This is a genomic window from Helicobacter pylori (assembly GCF_014496965.1).
Lineage (GTDB): Bacteria > Campylobacterota > Campylobacteria > Campylobacterales > Helicobacteraceae > Helicobacter > Helicobacter pylori_CZ.
Genome location: NZ_JACTCR010000006.1, coordinates 43,985 through 63,285 on the forward strand (window position 1 = coordinate 43,985; position 19,301 = coordinate 63,285).

The 19,301-nt window shown below is 39.7% G+C and carries 17 protein-coding genes and 1 pseudogene; 6 read left to right on the forward strand and 12 right to left on the reverse strand.

Annotation, left to right across the window (positions count from 1 at the left end):
* Positions 1-13 precede the first annotated feature (13 nt).
* A complete protein-coding gene (locus H7O61_RS03495) occupies positions 14-1,327 on the forward strand; it encodes a Na+/H+ antiporter family protein (RefSeq protein WP_187875148.1) in 1,314 nt (437 codons plus the stop codon).
* The gene (locus H7O61_RS03500) at positions 1,327-2,643 is read left to right on the forward strand and encodes an MATE family efflux transporter (protein WP_331459583.1); all 1,317 of its coding nucleotides are present in this window, start codon (positions 1,327-1,329) and stop codon (positions 2,641-2,643) included. Before H7O61_RS03495 ends, H7O61_RS03500 begins: the two co-directional genes overlap by 1 nt.
* Here the strand turns inward: H7O61_RS03500 and rny are convergent, their stop codons facing one another.
* Complete coding sequence (gene rny / locus H7O61_RS03505; protein WP_231623827.1) at positions 2,644-4,155, reverse strand: ribonuclease Y; 1,512 nt, start codon at positions 4,153-4,155, stop codon at positions 2,644-2,646. It lies immediately after the preceding gene.
* Complete coding sequence (locus H7O61_RS03510; protein WP_187875183.1) at positions 4,133-4,807, reverse strand: 5-formyltetrahydrofolate cyclo-ligase; 675 nt, start codon at positions 4,805-4,807, stop codon at positions 4,133-4,135. The genes rny and H7O61_RS03510 overlap by 23 nt, the downstream gene beginning before the upstream one ends.
* A gap of 97 nt (positions 4,808-4,904) precedes the next feature.
* On the opposite strand from H7O61_RS03510, the gene H7O61_RS03515 reads away from it, so the two are divergent.
* Together H7O61_RS03515 and ftsY are read left to right on the forward strand one after the other, a co-directional pair.
* Entirely contained in the window at positions 4,905-5,462 is a 558-nt protein-coding gene (locus H7O61_RS03515) for a hypothetical protein (protein WP_187875150.1), read from the forward strand.
* Between the two features lie 5 nt (positions 5,463-5,467).
* Entirely contained in the window at positions 5,468-6,349 is an 882-nt protein-coding gene (gene ftsY / locus H7O61_RS03520) for a signal recognition particle-docking protein FtsY (protein WP_187875151.1), read from the forward strand.
* Positions 6,350-6,357: 8 nt separating this feature from the next.
* Here the strand turns inward: ftsY and H7O61_RS03525 are convergent, their stop codons facing one another.
* From H7O61_RS03525 to moaA, 4 genes and pseudogenes are all read right to left on the reverse strand, one after another.
* On the reverse strand, positions 6,358-6,678 hold the full coding sequence (locus H7O61_RS03525; protein ID WP_187875184.1) for a YkgJ family cysteine cluster protein: 321 nt from the start codon (positions 6,676-6,678) through the stop codon (positions 6,358-6,360).
* 59 nt (positions 6,679-6,737) lie between these two features.
* Complete coding sequence (locus H7O61_RS03530) at positions 6,738-7,709, reverse strand: glycine zipper family protein (RefSeq protein ID WP_187875152.1); 972 nt, start codon at positions 7,707-7,709, stop codon at positions 6,738-6,740.
* Positions 7,710-7,719: 10 nt separating this feature from the next.
* Positions 7,720-9,269: pseudogene (locus H7O61_RS03535) on the reverse strand (hypothetical protein).
* Positions 9,270-9,515: 246 nt separating this feature from the next.
* Positions 9,516-10,481: a GTP 3',8-cyclase MoaA gene (gene moaA / locus H7O61_RS03540; protein ID WP_187875154.1), complete on the reverse strand. Its 966-nt coding sequence runs from the start codon at positions 10,479-10,481 to the stop codon at positions 9,516-9,518.
* 85 nt (positions 10,482-10,566) lie between these two features.
* Here moaA and mobA point away from each other — a divergent pair, with 85 nt between their 5' ends.
* Complete coding sequence (gene mobA / locus H7O61_RS03545; RefSeq protein WP_187875155.1) at positions 10,567-11,172, forward strand: molybdenum cofactor guanylyltransferase MobA; 606 nt, start codon at positions 10,567-10,569, stop codon at positions 11,170-11,172.
* Positions 11,165-12,241: a flagellar biosynthesis protein FlhB gene (flhB, locus tag H7O61_RS03550; RefSeq protein WP_187875156.1), complete on the forward strand. Its 1,077-nt coding sequence runs from the start codon at positions 11,165-11,167 to the stop codon at positions 12,239-12,241. Before mobA ends, flhB begins: the two co-directional genes overlap by 8 nt.
* Positions 12,242-12,338: 97 nt before the next feature.
* On the opposite strand, the gene H7O61_RS03555 is transcribed toward flhB, so the two are convergent.
* The 6 genes from H7O61_RS03555 to H7O61_RS03580 are packed head-to-tail and all read right to left on the reverse strand — an operon-like array spanning position 12,339 to position 19,280.
* Complete coding sequence (locus tag H7O61_RS03555) at positions 12,339-13,076, reverse strand: hypothetical protein (protein ID WP_079358280.1); 738 nt, start codon at positions 13,074-13,076, stop codon at positions 12,339-12,341.
* Between the two features lie 18 nt (positions 13,077-13,094).
* Positions 13,095-14,402: an N-acetylmuramoyl-L-alanine amidase family protein gene (locus H7O61_RS03560; protein WP_187875157.1), complete on the reverse strand. Its 1,308-nt coding sequence runs from the start codon at positions 14,400-14,402 to the stop codon at positions 13,095-13,097.
* Between the two features lie 6 nt (positions 14,403-14,408).
* Positions 14,409-15,500 (reverse strand): decanoate oxidase/trans-2-decenoyl-[acyl-carrier protein] isomerase FabX, encoded by a 1,092-nt coding sequence (gene fabX / locus H7O61_RS03565; RefSeq protein WP_079369254.1) that lies wholly within the window; start codon positions 15,498-15,500, stop codon positions 14,409-14,411.
* Positions 15,501-15,510: 10 nt separating this feature from the next.
* Positions 15,511-16,719: a tyrosine--tRNA ligase gene (tyrS, locus tag H7O61_RS03570; protein WP_187875158.1), complete on the reverse strand. Its 1,209-nt coding sequence runs from the start codon at positions 16,717-16,719 to the stop codon at positions 15,511-15,513.
* 19 nt (positions 16,720-16,738) lie between these two features.
* Positions 16,739-19,069 carry a RelA/SpoT family protein gene (locus tag H7O61_RS03575; RefSeq protein ID WP_187875159.1) on the reverse strand — a complete coding sequence of 777 codons (2,331 nt, stop codon included), beginning with the start codon at positions 19,067-19,069 and terminating at the stop codon, positions 16,739-16,741.
* A complete protein-coding gene (locus tag H7O61_RS03580) occupies positions 19,056-19,280 on the reverse strand; it encodes a DNA-directed RNA polymerase subunit omega (protein ID WP_000712202.1) in 225 nt (74 codons plus the stop codon). Before H7O61_RS03580 ends, H7O61_RS03575 begins: the two co-directional genes overlap by 14 nt.
* Between the last annotated feature and the right edge of the window lie 21 nt (positions 19,281-19,301).

The following is a 19,301-nucleotide window of genomic DNA, read 5'->3' on the forward strand; positions in this document are numbered from 1 at the left end:
ACAAGGAGCAAAAATGCTAGAAAATAGCTCTGTATGGAGCAATCCTGCCTTTGTGGCCATCATTTGCATGTGCGTTCTTAGCCTTTTAAGGCTCAATGTCATGCTTTCTATGATTAGCGCGACTCTTATAGCAGGACTTATGGGAGGGCTTGGATTGACAGAGAGTTTTAATGTAATGATAGACGGCATGAAAGGCAATTTAAACATCGCTTTAAGCTACATCCTTTTAGGGGCTTTGGCGGTAGCGATCGCTAAAAGCAACCTCATTAAAGTCGCTTTGAGTAAGCTGATAGGCTTAATGAATTACAAACGATCCACTTTTTGCTTTTTGATCGCTTTCATCGCATGTTTTTCGCAAAATTTAGTGCCGGTGCATATCGCTTTTATCCCTATTTTAATCCCCCCTCTTTTGCATTTAATGAACCGGCTAGAATTGGATAGAAGAGCGGTCGCTTGCGCTTTAACCTTTGGCTTACAAGCCCCCTACTTGGTGCTTCCTGTAGGGTTTGGCTTGATTTTTCAAACCACCATTTTAGAGCAATTAAAAGCTAATGGCGTTAGCACCACCATAGCGCAAATCACAGGAGTGATGTGGATAGCGGGGTTAGCGATGGTTGTTGGGTTACTTTTAGCGGTATTAACGCTATACAAAAAACCCAGGCACTACCAAGAAAAATCTTTTGATATAGAAAATTACGCCTCGCTTCAATTAAACTACCATGACTACTTGACTTTTATAGGGATTGTCGTGGCGTTTGTGATCCAATTAGCCACCGATTCTATGCCTTTAGCCGCCTTTTTAGCGTTAGTGATCATCTTACTAGGGCGTGGCATTAAGTTTAAAGAAACAGACTCTTTAATGGACGATAGCGTGAAAATGATGGCGTTTATCGCTTTTGTGATGTTAGTGGCTAGCGGGTTTGGAGAAGTGTTGCAAAAAGTGCATGCGATAGATGGCTTAGTGAATGCGATCACAAGCGTAGTCCAAGGGAAGCTTTTAGGGGCTTTTTTAATGCTTGTTGTAGGGCTTTTTATCACTATGGGGATAGGGACTTCTTTTGGCACTATTCCTATCATCGCTGTGTTTTATGTCCCTTTATGCGCGAAATTAGGTTTTAGCATAGAATCTACGATTTTACTCATCGGCATAGCCGCAGCTTTAGGCGATGCAGGCTCACCGGCTAGCGATAGCACCATGGGGCCCACTTGCGGGCTTAACGCAGACAACCAACACAATCATATCTATGACACATGCGTGCCGACTTTTTTAGTCTATAACCTCCCTTTGATTGTTTTTGGAGTGGTTGGAGCGTTACTATTAGGCTAATCTATCAAGTTAAGAAAATCTTTTCTTTAGCCTTACCCTCTGGGGTCAATGCTTTTTTAGATGTGCTAGTGGTCGCGCTCTCGGTTTTTTTTGTGGGCAAGATTTCACACCATCACATTGTGGCTCTAGGGGTTGGCTTGCAATTTTTGATGCTTTTTTATGGCATCAATACGATTTTATACACCGGCACTAACGCCATTCTTTCTAGGCTTGTGGGAGCTAGGGATTTTGCTCAAATCAATCACGCTTTTTCTAGTATTTTCATAGGGGCGCTTGTCATCTGTTTAGGCGTACTGATTGTTTCTTATTTTTTGATTGAGCCTTTTTTAAATTGGATGCAATTACAAGATCCTTCACGCCAATTGACGCAAGATTATTTAGAAGTCTTAGTTATCGCGCTACCGAGTATTTTTTTAAAAAATGTTTTAGTTTCAGCGCTCGCTAGCTTTTCAGACACCCTAACCCCCTTTATTGTCAAAATCATCATGGTCATTGCATGCATTTTTTTGAATCAAGCCTTGATTTTTGGGGATTTTGGTTTTAAAGAAATGGGGATTGTAGGCTCTGCTTTAGCGAATGTGGTTGTCTCTTATTTGGAATTACTCGCGCTTGGCGTTTGGATACAAATCAAAAAAATCCCTTTAAAATTCAAGATAACCTTTCATTTTTCTTTTTTAAAAACCATGTTTAGAGTGGGTTGGCCGGCCGGGTTTGAGCGCTTATTGAGCTTGTTTTCTTTAATCCTCTTATCCAAATTTGTAGCGAGCTATGGGGATAAGGTGTTAGCGGGCATGCAAATAGGCATTAGGGTTGAAACCTTTTCGTTCATGCCCGGATTTGGGTTTATGATCGCAGCCATGGTTTTAACAGGGCAAAATTTAGGAGCGAACAAGCCAAAGATCGCCACAGAATACGCGCATTTGATTTTAAAAATCTCGATGGGTTTAATGGGGGTTTTAGGGATTGTTTTAGTCTTATTCGCTAAAGAATTTGCTAGCCTTTTTTCTCAAGATGAAGAAGTCTTGGAAGTGGCGCGATCTTATTTGATCGCTGTAGGTCTCTCTCAAGCCCCCTTAATTGGGTATTTTGTGCTAGATGGAGTTTTTAGAGGGGCTGGCATTTCTAAAGTCTCACTGTATATTAACACCCTAAGCTTATGGGGGTTAAGGATCATGCCTATTTACTTGCTTTTAATCTATCATTTTAAGGTAGAATTTATTTTTGTAGTGATCGCATCAGAAACTTTTTTGCGCTCATTCATCTACTATAAAGTTTTTTCTAAAGGCATATGGAAAAGGTGCGGGAAAAAGGCTTGATTATTGCTTGAGCGTAGCGGTCGTTTTGAAACGATTTTCTCGCACCACTTGCACGCCCACTTCACCCAAATACTGAGCGCTCTCTTCTATCCTTTTAGCGATCTTTCTGGCAATAATAGGCACTTGATTGTCCCTGACTTGGTTGGATTTGACAATCACTCTTAGTTCTCGCCCGCTCTCCATCGCATACGCCTTTTCCACCCCATCAAATTCTAACGCGATCTCTTCTAAAGCTTGCATGCGTTTAGCGTATTCTTCATCGCTCTTTCTCCTAGCCCCAGGACGCCCTGCTGAAAGCGCATCAGCCGCGCACACGCTCGCGCACTCCACGCTCATGATTTCTTCATGCCCATGGTGGGCATAAATCGCATTGATCACAACCGGGTCTTCTTTATGGCGCTTGCACACTTCAACCCCTAAATTCACATGGTCTCTCCCAAGCTCTTGAGTGAGCGCTTTACCAATATCATGCAAAATACCGGCTCTTCTGGCGAGTTTTTTATCCCCCCCAAGCTGTTCTGCAATCAAGCCGGCTAAAAGAGCGACTTCTTTAGAATGCTGTAAAGCGTTTTGCCCAAAACTAGAGCGATAACGCATTTTGCCTATTAAAATTTTAAGCTCATCTTCCATAGTTCCAAGCTCTAATTCTAGCACCACGCTCTCCCCTTCAGAAAGCAATTCTTTTTCCATGTTGCGCGCGACTCTGTGATAAACCTCTTCAATCCTGTTAGGCTGGATACGGCCGTCTTCTATTAAAATTTTAATCGTCTCGCTCGCCACTTCACGCCGATAAATATTGAAACTAGACAAGTACAATTCGCTGCTGTCTTCGCTAAATTCTATATCCACCCCACTAATCTTTTTAAACGCTTCAATGTTTTTCCCGTCTTTGCCTATCACACGACCCACATAATCTGAGCAAGGCAAAGCGATACGGCTTGTTAAATTCTCTGCCGCATAATCGCCCGCAAAACGGGCTGTCGCTTCCGCTAAAATGGCATACGATTTTTTCTTGCCCTCTTCTTTGGCTTCTTTTTCATAACGCCTGATTAAAGCGCTTTTTTGCGCTTCTAATTCTTCTTCTAGTTGCTCTAAAACCATGTTTTTAATTTCATCTTTGGTATAAGCCATGTAATTGAGCATCGCATCTAGCGCTTTGGCTTGAGCTTCTTTGCAAACAGCGTGCTGTTTTTTAAAATTTTCTTTTTCTTGCTCTAAAATTTGGCGTTCTTTTTCAAGCTCTTGTTTTTCTTTTTCCAAATAGCGTTTTTCATCTCTTACAAATTCTTTGTGTTGCGCTTCTAAATGCTTCAAATGCGCTTCTTTTTTTTCAAAATGGGTTTGAAGTTGCAAATTTTTGTTTTCGTATTGTTTCTGCAATTTGCATTCTCGGCTTTTCATGCGTATCTCTTCAGCTTCCACAAAAGATTTCGCTTGAAACTCCATTAATTTGGCTTTAGCTGAAGCGCCTTTTAAAATGGTTTGCCCTCTAGCATAATAGATCTTTTTCATCACATAATACATGATTAGAGCGGTAATCAAACACGCTACTAAGACTTCTAATGAAATGTAAATTAACCCGCTGCTCATAATGTTTCCTTTTATTATTCTTCATAACGATACGAGCATTCATGTAAAGATTTGCTTCAATGTCATAGGCGTCTGTAAGGATACTATTAGCGATCGCTAACTCCCTACTCACAAACACGATTAAGGGGCGTTTTAGTTGTTTTTTGAGTAATTTTGGCAAACTCCTATCATACATGCCTAGCCCAAAACCCACGCGCTTAAAGCTTGTATCCATCCCTAAAATCGGCACGACAATACAATCCAATTCCTGCTTATAATAACGCGACAAGCTCGGCTCATCAAACCACCCCAAACGCCTTAAGGGCAACCTAAAGGGTGCGATAGTAAAACCCTCTTTAGAAAAATTAGCGCCTTTTTTGATGCTTTTAGGCAACCACACGCGCTTATTTTTTTGTCTTAACTTCAAAATCAAAGGCCTAATGTCAAGCTCATGCCCTAATGGGCTATACAATAAAATGTTTTGATAATCTTTGAGTTTCCAAAATAAAAGCTTGCAAGCCAATTTATCCCTGACTGCTTTATCTTTGGTTGGTTTAGCCCTTTTCAAGCGTTCTTTACAAAAATCTCTAAAAATCGTTTTAATGGTTATAATCCTTAAATTTTAGACTTACATTATAGTATAATTTTAGGTTATTAGTTACCATTTTATTATTCTTAAGGATGTGTTTATAATGAGAATTAAGGCTTATTTTTTGCGTTTTATCGCGCTGGTTTTGATTGTTTTGTTGGGTTTTAGCGCTTGTAAAAATTCTCAAAAATCTCAAGATTCTCAAAACAATACCACCCAACAAGATAGCCCTAAAACCTACACCGCTATGGATTTGAATAACCAAGAATACACCATTACAGGCGATTTAGATTCTCTAAACATCAGCCCGGATTCCAACACCCCTACCCTATTAGTTTTAAGCGCTTTAGATAATTCTTTAAAAGATTACGCCCCCAGCTTTAACATCTTAAAAAAAACTTTTAAAGATCGTTTGAGGGTGCTTATTTTACTCAATAAACCCTATTCAAGCGATGAAATCAAAGACTTTAATACGCATTTTCAAGCTGATTTTATGATTTTAAACCCTAAAGATACCGCTCTTTTTGATCATTTAAAGTATGACGCTTTAAACCATTCCTTTAACATGCTCTTATATCACAAACACCAATTGATTAAAATGTATCAAGGGATCGTGCCAGCAGAAATGCTCCAATTTGATATTTCTAATTTAAAGGATTAAAAATTATGTTTAATTTTTTCAAAAAAATTGTCAATAAAATTAAAGGCGAAGAGGTTAAAGAAAAAAAGCGTGAAAATGTTCCTAAAGAGGAATTAGAAGAAATTTTGATTGGCTTTGACATCCAATACGATTTGATAGAAAGCTTGTTAAAGCATTTAGGCGATTTAGTTACACCCAAGCAATTAGAAGTCGCTTTGTTGCGTTTTGTGCGTGGGGAAAGCTATTATGATAAAACCCGCCTAAAGACTATCACCACAAAACCCTTAGTGCACTTAATCGTGGGGGTTAATGGGGCGGGTAAAACCACAACGATCGCTAAATTAGCCAAGCTCTCTTTAAAACAGCATAAAAAAACGCTTCTTGGGGCAGGCGATACCTTTAGAGCGGCCGCAGTCAAACAGCTGCAATTATGGGGCGAAAAGCTTAACATTCAAGTCATTAGCGCTAAAGAAGGGAGCGATCCAAGCTCTTTAGCTTATAACACCATAGAAAGCGCGATCGCTAAAAATATAGATGAAGTTTTTATAGATACCGCTGGGAGGTTACACAACCAGACCAACCTTAAAAACGAGCTTTCTAAAATCGCGCGCACTTGCTCTAAAGTTTTAAAAGACGCCCCCTTTTACAAATTCCTTATTTTAGACGGCACGCAAGGGAGTTCTGGGCTAACGCAAGCCAAAATTTTCCATGAGACTTTGGCGCTAGACGGCGTGATCATGACTAAGCTTGATGGCACTTCTAAGGGTGGAGCGATTTTAAGCGTGCTGTATGAGTTGAAATTACCCATTCTTTATTTAGGAATGGGCGAAAAAGAAGACGATTTGATCGCTTTTGATGAAGAACGCTTTATAGCAGACTTGGTTGATGCGGTGTTTGTGGGACAATAAATTAAAAATTATTGATTAAGAATAACCCTAAAACTTATATTCATGTGGTTTGCTTCTTGTAAAGCGTTACAAACCTCTGCGTTTTTGGCATAAAACTCCTTAAGCGGAATGTGGGAATAAAGCTTTTTGTGCGCTTCATCAACCCTGCAAATTAACGGGCGCGATTCATAAATCTTGCACAGATTCGTTTCTAAATCCAAAAACTTGCACACCCCATTGCCGGTATCAAACTCAATAAGCTCAATAATCTCAGCGATATTTTTACAGCAAAGCCCACAAGAGGTGCAAGGGAAACGATTAAGAGTTGTTCGCTTTTTGGATTCTTCCATGCTCACTTCTTTATACTCTCTTTTCACACCCTTTTTTCCTCTTTTAAAGCCTTATAGCTTTAAGAAATCTTATCGTCTCTTAGATCTTCAAGTTGCGCTTGCCTAAATCTGATACCACGCAAGCTATAATTCCCATTTTCTAAGCTATCCATCTGTTTTCGCATGAGATTGAGCACGTTTTTTGTTTTTTCAGTGAGCTTTTGGCTTTCGTCCATGATAGAGACTTTCAAAAAAGCACTCAAAGTCATAAGGGTTGAAACGGTAACGCAGAGCTGATCCTTTTCTTTTTGATTGTAACGAGAGACATTGTAGTTATGCTTTTTCATCGTAGCGATGGCATCTTGAGCAAGCGAGAAAAACAGCGCATCAAACTTTGTGATTTGCCTAGTGAAAAGCTCTGCCATTTTCTCAACGGATCTGAAATTATCAATCACCACATCTGCTTTTTTGACAGCTGCTTCAGCTTGAGAGCAATAAGCCTTGGCGTTTTCTAGCTTTTTTTCCATTTCATCAGCACTAATAGCCCCCAAAATAGCGATCACGGGTGCAGCACCAACCCCTCCAATCAACGCCATACTCCCAGCAGCCGCCATGCTTATACCAGTGTATGTGCCATAAGCCGCAAGCACTCCTCCTATAGTGCTCCCAGCAACCGCACCGGAAACATCAAAAAAATCCATCTCACGATATTGATTGGTGATTTTTCGCGCATCTGAAACTTGACCTTGAATGTCTTGTATGTTGATACCTTCGATAATGATCCTACTGCGATTCAATCGGTGGAAATGATCCAAAAAGTTTGAAACCGTATGGCTTAAAACATGGAGTTTTTTCTCGCCAAGTCTCATAAAAGCACGCCTGCAGTCAGACTCCGCAGACTCAGCCTTTTTAGTTGCTTCCTCTTTTAAACTCTCTGCCTTTTTGATAAATTCATCAGCTTCGCAATCGGCATCGAGTGCATCAATCCCTTTTTTAACTCCGTATCCTGCCGCCGCTAGGGCTACTCCAGCTAAAATAAATGGTAATGGCATGTTTTCTCCTTTACATTCTTATGTCTTTATTGCTAGTAATCAATTCCCAACCCTCTTTGGAATTATCAAATAACGCCTTTTGACCCAGCCATTCTCGGGGTTTGTTATTGACTGCTATGGCCAAATCCGCATCGCCCGCATAAAGCACCCTCTCCAACTCATCAGAACTCTGATTGAAAAACTTGGTAGTTTCATGAAAATACCGCTCAAATACCTCCTTAAATTGATTTTGATAAATCTCTAACAGCTTGATGATTTCACGGCATTCTCTTTCAATCTCAATACGCCTTTGGCGCGCCAATTTAGCCTCTTCACGAGCCTTTAGAAAAGCGTTAAAAAAAGTTTCACTCAGCACTGCGCCCACAAAGCCCCCAACCAACGCCCCAACCACAGGAATGGGGATGAGCGCTTGCCCAGCAACTGCCATAGCCCCACTACTTACAAGAGTGGTGTTAGCTTTCACAAGTTGTTTGCAAAGCTCTGTTCCATCAATTTTTCCAGAAAGATATCGAGTTAAAACCGTAGCGTTTGCCACACAAGCACCCACAATCATCGCAGGCAATGAACCCTTGCCAAGGCTTTGGATGATTCTATTAGCGCTGCTTTGCATCAAACCTCCCAAAGAGGAGCTTGCAAACGCACTAACATAACTAAGCACTCCACCCTTTAGGGTAGCAATGGTGGTGTGCTTGATCGCTTTTATAGGATCCTTGCCATTTGCGATACATTCATAAACATTCGTTACGAGTGAGACCCCACCACCTATCCACGCACCGGTTTGTGCGGCGTTCATTCCTGCTTGATACGAAACACTGGTAACATCTTTGGCAGTGGAGAGATTTGGGTTCAATCTGGCTTCAATCGCCTCTCTTTTAGTGGCGCTCGCAGGTCTTGTATGGGCTTTGATTGTTTTGCATTTTTGGAGTTTTTCCTCTAAATGAGCGGCTTTTTGAAAATCGCCAAGCCCCTTTTGTTTAGCGATTCGAGACTCTAGGCTCTTGATCCTAGTATTGACCGCTCTTTGAAAATCCCCATAATGATTCCTAGCGATTTTCATCTTCGCACCGTTTTCAAAGTATTTTTCATAGTCTTTAGATAAGAGTTTTTTAAAACACTCTTCACCATTTCTGCCCACAAATTTACTTTGCGTGAGCGTGCCAGGAATGACATTCCCCTTTTCATCCACACTGACATAATCCACGAGTTCGTGGTTCTTACTGGGCGTGGCATAGTTTGGGAAAAGCTTTTTAACCTGAGCCTTTTGCCTGCTAGAAAGATCATCATACTGCCATACCCTTTCCCCTTTTTTTGCAAGGATATTATGTGCATTAACATGGGCTTGCTCTTTGATTTCAGCAGAATAGCCCGCCTGTTGGTTGATATTTTGTTTAGTATAGTTAGGGTTTATCTTCCTTTTTGAGATCTCTTCTAATCTATCCCAGGCAGAAAAATGCTCCCTATTGGCACTAGCATAGAACACACTCTCTTCAGCAGTTGAACTCATGGTGGTTGCATCTGTGATGTTGCTGTATTTTTGTTTTTTTCTCGATCTTTTTTCATGACCTAACTCCAAAAACGAGAGTTTTAAAAAAGCGAGAGATTTTGGGGATTTTAAAAAGTTTAGGGTAGGCTTATAAGTAACCCCCCCCCCCGAAAGACCGGAAACTAAAAAAGCCGGGAATAAAAAACGCTAGGACTTTTTCCATAAGGCACTCCTTATTGTTTGATCCTAGCCACTGTAACCAAAAATCCTAAACAAACCGCCTTATTTTTTATAAAAAGGTTTAAAATGGTAAATATTTTCCCCTACCCCCCTGTATAGTAAAACGCCCTTGTGGGAGTTTTGCTGTTTTTATCATTCCACATGTTTTTTTCTGGTTTATTGATGATAGATTGTTTTAAAAGCCTTTTCATCATTTTTGTATCTTTATTGATGATCGCCTCTTTAGCGTCTATGGCGTCTTGATAGTATAAGCATGGGCAGATCTTGCCATCAGAAGCCAAGCGGATACGATTGCAAGATTGGCAAAAATCATCGCTATGCGGAGCGATAATGCCAAATTGATAGCCATTTTCTAGCGTGTAGATTTTAGAAGACCCTTTTTTAGGGTTTTCTGTCTCAATGATTTTATATTTTTGAGCGATCAAATCTAAAATTTCTCGCTCTTTCAAGCCTTTAACCAAATCCTTAGCATGCGTATTTTCCATAAATTCAATGTAGCGGATTTGTATGCTTCTGTTTTTTGCATACTCTAAAAGCTCTAAGATTTCATCATCATTAACGCCTTTCATCACAACCATGTTTAATTTGAGTTTTAAACCCACTTTTAAGGACTCTTCAATCCCTTCTAGCGCATTTTTAAGGGCGTCTTTTTGAGAGATTTTTAAAACCCTATCGCTTTTTAAAGAATCTAATGAAACATTCACCCGTGATAACCCGGCATCTTTTAAACCCTTAGCCATTTTTTTGAGTAAAAAACCATTAGTGCTTAAAACTAACGCCACTTCCTTATTGTAAGCGTGTAGTTTAGCGATAAATTCATCTAAACCCTTGCGTAACAATGGCTCACCACCAGTGATTCTGATTTTTTTAACGCCTTCATCAATGGCGATTTTAAGAAATTCTAAAACATTATCCAAAAGCAATAATTCTTCATCATCAAAAAAATCTAATGGCGTGGTAGGCATGCAATACTGACACCTGAAATTACATTGTTTGGTTACAGACACCCTAATATAATCAATAACCCTATTGAAACTATCTACTAACACTCCCTTTATCCCTTATGCTCTTTATTTAAGCTTTTAGTGTAACATGATAAACAATGACTTAACAACATCAACATGGATAGATCTTTTGAAAAACCCTATCATTGATAACATTCCTTGCGTTTTATTAGCTGGGGGCAAAAGCTCTCGTTTTACCATCAATAACATTCCAATCAATAAGGCTCTCATGCCTTTAAAATCGTATTCTAGCCTTTTAGAATACCAATACTCGCGCCTTTTAAAACTTTTCAAACAAGTCATTATCAGCGCTAAGAAATCGTATGAATTAAACGCTCCCTACCTTTTAGAAAAAGAGAGCGGCCCTTTTTCACCCCTTTTTGGCATTCATAACGCTTTTTTAACGCTGCAAACCCCTTATATTTTTTTTATCGCCATAGATACGCCTTTAGTGTCCTTTGAAAGCATTAAAATTCTTTGTGGGATTAAAAACTTTAGCGTAGTCTATGCTAAAAGCCCCACAAAAGAACATTATTTGATTTCTTTGTGGCATCAAAGTATCCTTAACGCCCTTAATTACGCTCTTAAAACGCAAAATTATCGCTTGAGCGATCTTATCAAAAACGCCTCTTCAACCGCTATCCATTTTGATAAAGAAGAAGAATTTTTAAACCTCAACACCCTAAAAGACTATGAATTAGCCGTTCAAATTTTAAAAGAGGGAGCAAATGGCTGAAGAAGAAAAAACCGAACTCCCTAGCGCGAAAAAAATCCAAAAAGCCAGAGAAGAAGGCAATGTGCCTAAAAGCATGGAAGTGGTGGGGTTTTTAGGGTTATTGGCTGGGCTAATGAGTATTTTTGTTTTTTTTATATGGTGGGTGGATGGCTTTAGCGAGATGTATCGCCATGTGTTGAAAGATTTCTCCCTAGATTTTAGCAAAGAAAGCGTTCAAGAGCTGTTTAACCAACTGGCTAAAGACACTTTTTTATTGCTTTTGCCTGTTTTAATCATCTTAATGGTGGTGGCGTTTTTGTCTAATGTCTTGCAATTTGGCTGGCTCTTTGCCCCTAAAGTCATTGAGCCTAAATTTTCTAAAATCAACCCTATCAATGGCGTCAAAAACCTTTTTTCTTTAAAAAAGCTCCTTGATGGGAGTTTGATCACTTTAAAAGTTTTTTTAGCTTTTTTTCTGGGGTTTTTCATCTTTTCCTTGTTTTTAGGGGAATTAAACCATGCGGCTCTTTTGAATTTGCAAGGCCAGTTGTTATGGTTTAAAAGCAAGGCGTTATGGCTCATTTCTTCGCTTTTATTTTTATTTTTTGTCTTGGCTTTTATGGATTTAATCATCAAGCGCCGCCAATACACCAACTCTTTAAAAATGACTAAACAAGAAGTTAAGGACGAATACAAACAGCAAGAAGGAAACCCAGAAATCAAAGCCAAAATCCGCCAAATGATGGTAAAAAACGCCACGAATAAAATGATGCAAGAAATCCCCAAAGCCAATGTCGTGGTAACTAACCCTACCCATTATGCCGTCGCTCTCAAATTTGATGAAGAACACCCTGTGCCTGTGGTGGTGGCTAAAGGCACGGATTATTTAGCCATTAGGATTAAGGGAATCGCTAGAGAGCATGATATAGAAATTATAGAAAATAAAACGCTCGCCAGAGAGCTTTATAGAGACGTGAAATTAAACGCCACCATACCAGAAGAATTGTTTGAAGCGGTGGCGATTGTCTTTGCTCAAGTGGCTAAATTAGAGCAAGAACGCCAAAAACAAAAGATCATTAAACCTCTTTAAGATTTTTGTAAATCCGCTTTTAAGCCCCAAAAAGACACTCAATCAAGGACACTCAACCAAAAACTTTAGCTATCCCTATTGAATGAGAACTAAGCCTTTAAATCTTATGCTCCAAGCGCCTTAAAGTGTTATGAATGTATTCTAAAAGCCACCCTAACAAGCCTAAAAAATAAAAACCCAACCGCATGCCATAGTATTCTTTAGTTTGAATGAACATGCTAGAGCATAGCACGACCACACAAAGCCCCACGATCAAAATAAGCGTGTTAGCGTATTCATACAGCCCAAAAAGGCGTTTGTGATAGATTAAAACCAGTATCAATAAAAAAAGAGCGAGTGTAAAAAGCGAAAAATCCACGCAATCAGACACGCTTAAAAATCTAAAGCTCTGTAAAGAAGAAGCAAAAACCCACACGACGCAAATGTTCATAGAGGGCAAGAAAGATTGCTTCATGCTAGCCCCTAAAAAACGCCACAATAAAGTCCCTAACAGCGCGAAATAGAAAACATAAAGCGCTATTGAAGAATTTTTAATAGGAAAATTCCAAGCGTAAAAAGAAAGGCATAATATCCCTATACAAGCGCATTTTTGGCGCGTGAGGGTGAAAGGCTTTAAAATAAGCGCAAGCAGATAAATTGAAGAAACGCCTATTAGCCCCAAGTAATCTAATTTGACAATGAAATCATAAACATGGTTTTCAAACAAAAAAAACAATTGCGAAAAATCATCGCTGAAATGCGAAAACAACAAAGTTTCCACGTTGAACAAAAACAACAAAAAAAACAATGAAGAAAAAACGACTTTATGCGTGTATATCTTTTGGTAAAAATTCATCTATAGCCTAATCATTGCCTAATCATTCTTGCTGAAGAAACTATCAATGCCATCAGCAATGCCCTTAGCCAAGATTTTTTGATACGGTTTGCTTTGGATGCGTTTAGATTCTATCGCATGGGAATTATAACCAATTTCTATTAAAATTGAAGGCATTAAAGCCCCGGCTAACACCCAAAAAGGCCCCTCTCTCACGCCCCCATCCACCACATCAGGGTAATTTTTGCGGACACTTTGGAGCATGCCGTATTGCACATCAATCGCTAATTTGTTAGAAACGATCAATCGCTGCGTGTTCAATGAATTTAAAAACAAACTTTTAGAAAAATAATCCATCAAATTCACATCGTCTTTATTTTCTTGCTCAGCCACTTTCCTAGCCCTTTCGCTCCTTGCAGTGGATAAAAAATAAGTCTCTATGCCATGAGCGTTAGAGGTGGAGCGTTTGGGGATGGAATTGGCATGCACTGAGATGAATAAATCCGCCCCTTTTTTATTGGCTAATTCCGTGCGAGCCACTAAATCAATATAAATATCCTTATCCCTTGTCAATAAAACGCTATAGCCTCTTTTTTTAAGCTCTTTGTGTAAAAACTTCACCACTTCTAAAACAATGTCTTTTTCACACACCAAATTCGCGCTCATCGCCCCGCAATCTTTCCCCCCATGCCCAGCGTCTAAAACGATTTTTTTGTGTTTTTTGCGTTTGGTTTTGATGAAAGTATCATTTTTTTCTGCTATAAAAATTGGGTTCTTACTCTCATTTTCCGCTTCTTTTTTAGGAATTTCTTTTTTAGCGCTCCTTTCGTTCAATGGAGAATGCGCATGCTTTGAATGCGCATGCTTAGTTGGCGTTTTCTCTTTAGCCTCTTTAGCCTCTTTTTTAATGGGCTTAGGGGTGGGTTTTGGCGTTGTGTGTTTGAGTGCATGGTGTTTGGGTGGCTTTGGCGCCATTTGATGCCTAACTAAGGGCTTTTTCTCCACGATAGAAACATAAAGCTTGTCTTTAAGGATTTTAACCTCATAAGTCATCTTAGGAGCATAGCCGATAACCACTCGCGCTAATTTAGGGCTGAATTGCGCGATCGTGATAAAAGATTGCTTGGAAAATTGGTAATGCTTTTTAGGAATGGTTAGAATCGCTTCTAATTCCAAATAACTCTTGAAATTTTTGAGCGGAACTTCTTTGAATTTTTTAATTTCTTGATTAAACACCATTTTAACGCTGCTAGATCCAAAAGGCACAATGTTAGTGATCTTAAGGGTTGTAGCGTAAGCGTAATGAAGCCAAAAAAGACAAGCAACAACCCCTAACCTCACAAGCACTACAAATTAACCCTCTGTAAGCTCTTTAATCAATTCATGCACGCTGATAATCTTATCCACTCTATAGCCATTAGCCCCGGTAAAATAAAGCCCCTCTTCTCTGTTTCCTAAATAACTGCGCCCCAAACCATCAGCGATACAATAGCCCACCTTTTTAGCTTCTTCACCCCTGTTACAAGGCGCTACACAATTGCTCACGCATGCGATTTTGGGCGCGTTACCCTCTTCAATGCGCTTGATCACCCCCGTATTAATAGCCCTAGCCGGATAGCCTACAGGCGATTTAATGAGTAAAATATCTTCTTTTTTGAGCGTGGGCAAAAGATCGGCATACGCTTTAGCGTCGCATTCTTTCGTGCCTAAAAAACGAGTCGCCATTTGCACCCCACTCGCTCCAAGACTTAGCATGGTGTCTATATCTTTTCTATCCCAAATCCCCCCCGCAGCGATGATAGGGATATTCCCCCATTCTTTAGAAGCTTCCACGACTTTAGGCACTAAGTTTTCTAATCGGAATTCTTCTTTGAAACAATCTTCAAATTTAAAGCCCTGATGCCCCCCACTCAAAGGCCCTTCCACAATAAACGCGTCCGGGATTCTTTTATACCGATCGCTCCACCTTTTACAAAGGATTTTTAAAGCCTTCGCTGAAGAAATGATAGGGATGAGCGCCACATCGCTAAAATCTTTAGCGAATTCAGGCATGTTAGTGGGCAAACCAGCCCCTGTAATGATAATATTCGCCCCCGCCTCACAAGAGTCCCTTAAAACACGGCCATAGTCATTGATAGCGTATAAAATATTCGCCCCCAAAGGGTTGTTCCCGCAAATTTTCCTAGCGTTTGCAAAAATTTCATTCAACGCTTTTTTGGAGTAAAAGTTCAAGGCTTCAAAGGGTTTTTTAGCCACAATCCTTTCTACAAAACGCATGTTTTTATAATAACCAGTCCCTACGGCTGAAATCACTCCTAAAGCCCCTTCTTTGGCAACATTTCCAGCTAGTTCATCCCAGCTAATCCCCACACCCATTCCCCCTTGAAAGATAGGGAATTTTATGGTGTGCTTACCGATTTTTAGCGGTTTGAGTGTTGATACCATAGCTCTTTCCTTAGTTAATATTTAATTTCATAAATCTTTTCTTACCAAGCTGTATAACATAATTTCCTTTAACAAAACGATAATTCTCATTTTTTACCACTTCTTGATTAATCTTTACCCCTCCTCCTTGAATATCGCGCCTGGCTTGTGAAGTGGATGGGCAAAAGCCAATCTGTTTTAAAACATCTAAAATCCCCACCCCCTCATCAAAATCGCTTTCTAATAAAATTTCAGGCAAAAGGTTTGCGCTAAACACTTTAGAAAATTGCTCTTTAGCCTTGAAGGCTTGATCGTTGTCGTAATAACGAGCCACGATTTCACTAGCGAGATCCTCTTTAACGGCTTTAGGGTGTAAGGTTTGGTGTAAAATACCATGTTTTAAGTCTTCAATTTCTTCTAAAGTCTTAGCACTCAAAAGGGTGTAATAGCGCCACATGAGATCATCGCTCACGCTCATGATCTTCCCAAACATCGCATTAGGCTCTTCAGTGATCCCCACATAATTCCCCAAGCTTTTACTCATTTTTTGCACCCCATCAAGCCCTTCTAATAAAGGCATGGTGATGATAGATTGCTCTTTATTCAAACCATAAGCCCGTTGCAAAAAGCGCCCCACCAGCAAATTAAACTTTTGATCATTGCCCCCAAGCTCAATATCCGCACCCATCGCCACTGAATCATAGCCTTGCAGCAAAGGGTATAAAAATTCCACGATGCTAATGGGGCGGTTTTCTTTGTAGCGTTTAGCAAAATCGTCCCTTTCTAGCATTCTAGCGACTGAAAACTTCGCGCACAATTCTATCATGCCCTTTGCGCCTAAAGTATCCAACCAAGTGGAATTAAAGCACACTTCGGTGTGTCTTTGATCTAAAATCTTATAGATTTGCTCTTCATAAGTTTTAGCGTTTTCTAAGACTTGCTCCCGATTTAGGGGTTTTCTCGTTTCATTTTTCCCCGTAGGATCGCCTATCATAGCGGTAAAATCCCCAATCAAAAACTTAACTCTAGCCCCATACTGCTGCAATAAAGCTAATTTTTGGATCAACACCGTATGCCCTAAATGCAAATCGGGAGCGGTAGGATCAAACCCGGCTTTAACGACAAAGCGTTCATTGGTTTCATAATATTTCCTAACCAGCTTTTCAATGTATTCTAATCCAATGATTTCATTAGCGCCTCTTTTGATCTCTTTTAAGGCCACACTGATTTTTTGTTCCATGTTTATCCCTTAATTAGGCTTATTGTAGCTCATAAGCGTCATCCAGACTGGATAATTCTACAATCCTATCCTGGTATTTGCGATTGATTAAAGCCCTCATCCAATCCGCCTTATCCGTGGCTATTTCAAAACTCACTTCGCAATGGCTAGAATATTTGTCCTTATAGCCTAAGTAAGACACGCCCACAATATTGCATTCATTCCTGTTTAAAAAAGTCAATAAACTCGCTAAAACCGACTTCTTCTCTCCTAAATAAAACATCATTTTATAAATCGTTCGATCCCGCTTGTGCCATTCTATATAAACCATAGGCACTTTAGCATCCACTTCCACCATCGCTTTTTTGCAAAATTTATGATGCGCAATCGCCTTTGGATCTTTTAAATCCGTTACGATCGCAATGATTTCATCGCCATATTTAGGGTAACAACAATCGTTCAATAACACCTGTTTGATTTCTAAAGCGTTACTTGAACAAACGCTAAAATGTTCTAATTCCTTACACTGCCATTGCCGGTTGGGGGTTAAAAAATTCAAAACATTGGTTTTAAAACCCAAATACCTCAAACCTCGAGTCCATAAACTCATCTCTTGGTATTCCAAAATCGCGTCTTCTTTTAAAGAAAACACCTTATTTTCAATTTCTTCAGTGAGTTTGGCCAAATTTTCAAAGCTTTTCATCGCTTCTGTTAAGGTGGTCTCCACCCCACAATCTGTTAATTTTTCTTCAAAGTTTTTATAATCCTTTAAATCCATGTCTTCAAAAACAGATCGCCCAAAAAAAGTCGCTAAGATATTGATCAAGCTCTTAGTGTCAATCTCTTTCAAGCGGTTTCTTCTTTGGATGCGCAAATGGTTTTTAGCCTTAGAAGTTTTAAGCTGATCCATCCAAATGAAACGAGGTATTACTTTATCGCCCTTAATGATTTTAACCACATCCCCACTCCTTAATTCTTGATTGAGTAAGGCTTTTTTACTATTGATATAAGCGTCCGTGGCTTTATCGCCCAAATCGCTATGCACCATGTAAGCGAAATCTAAAGCGATCGCACCCACCGGTAAAGTGTAAGTGTCCCCATGGGGCGAAAAAACGACAATATCTTCACGATACAAATCGTTCTTAGCGAGTTCGTAAAATTCCTTAGGGTCGTTTTTTAGATCGCTGTCATGGTATTTAAAATTTTGCAACCACCGCATGCCCTCATGGTGATCTTCATGATCCACGCCCCCGGCTTTATACTTCCAGTGGGCTGAATTACCATACTCCGCCCCCATATGCATATCAAAGGTGCGGATCTGCACTTCATAAACAGAAGATTCATCAAAAATGGTCGTGTGTATCGTCTTATAGCCATTTTCTTTGGGTAAAGCGATGTAATCTTTAAAACGAGAGACAATGGGTTTGAAATTCAAATGGATAATCCCTAAAACTTTATAGCAATCAATCGGGTTTTTCAATAAAATCCTAATGGCTAACAAGTCCAAAATTTCATCAATATTAACCGCGCCCTTTCGTTGCATCTTAAGATAGATAGAATAAGGGCGTTTCACCCTTGTAACGAGTTTAAAATCCGAATGGCTAAACCCGCTGTCAAAAAGTTTTTTTTCTAACTTGCTCGCAAAAGCGTTGAGCTTTAAGAGTAAAGACTGCTTGTTTTTGTGCAAATATTCCTTGATATTTTTATACTCTTCTGGATAAATATAATAAAAGCTCTTATCTTCTAATTCATTTTTGATTGAAGACATGCCCAATCGGCTCGCTATGGGGGCATACACCGCTAGAGTCTCTTTAGAAATACGCACTTGCTTGTCATGAGGCAAGGCGTCTAAGGTGAGCATGTTGTGCAACCTGTCGCTAATCTTCACCACTAAGGCTCTTGGATCTTGTATCGCGCTAATAAGGATCTTTCTAAAAGTGAGCGCTGAAACCACCATTCTGGGATCTTGAGAGCTCACGCCTAATTCTTCTTTCCTGATTTCAGTGATTTTAGTGAGCGCATCCACTAAATTAGCCACATCTTGCCCGAATTCTCGCTCAATCGTTTCAATCTCACAAGGCGTGTCTTCCACCACATCATGCAAAAGCGCAGCGCACACCATCGCTTCATCGCCCCCACAAAACGCTACCAAGCTTGCCACACAAATAGGATGGACAATATAAGGCTCGCCGCTTTTTCGGTATTGCCCCTTATGGCTTTTGGTCGCTAAATTTAGGGCGTTTTCAATTTTGGGCGTGAAATCAATTAAAGTCCTTAAGATTTCAATGCCACCCTTTGGGGTCGTAACTTTTTTAATAACATCCAAAATCCGTAAGAATCCGATATCAACGGATTTGTCAATTTCGTTCATCTATCCTGTCTATATCAATTTTCCCTTCAGCGATTTCTCTAATGGCAATATCCACTAATTTATGGCGTTTAGGGTCCATATTCACTAAAGTTTTGGCTCCGGCGTTTAATTGCTTCACCCGAGCGAAAACCAAATTATCTAGCATGTAGCGGTCGTTCCCAATATTTTTTAAGGCTTGAGCGACTAAACTCTCTGTTCTCTCTTTTTTCAAACTGATCCTTTTATTTTGAGT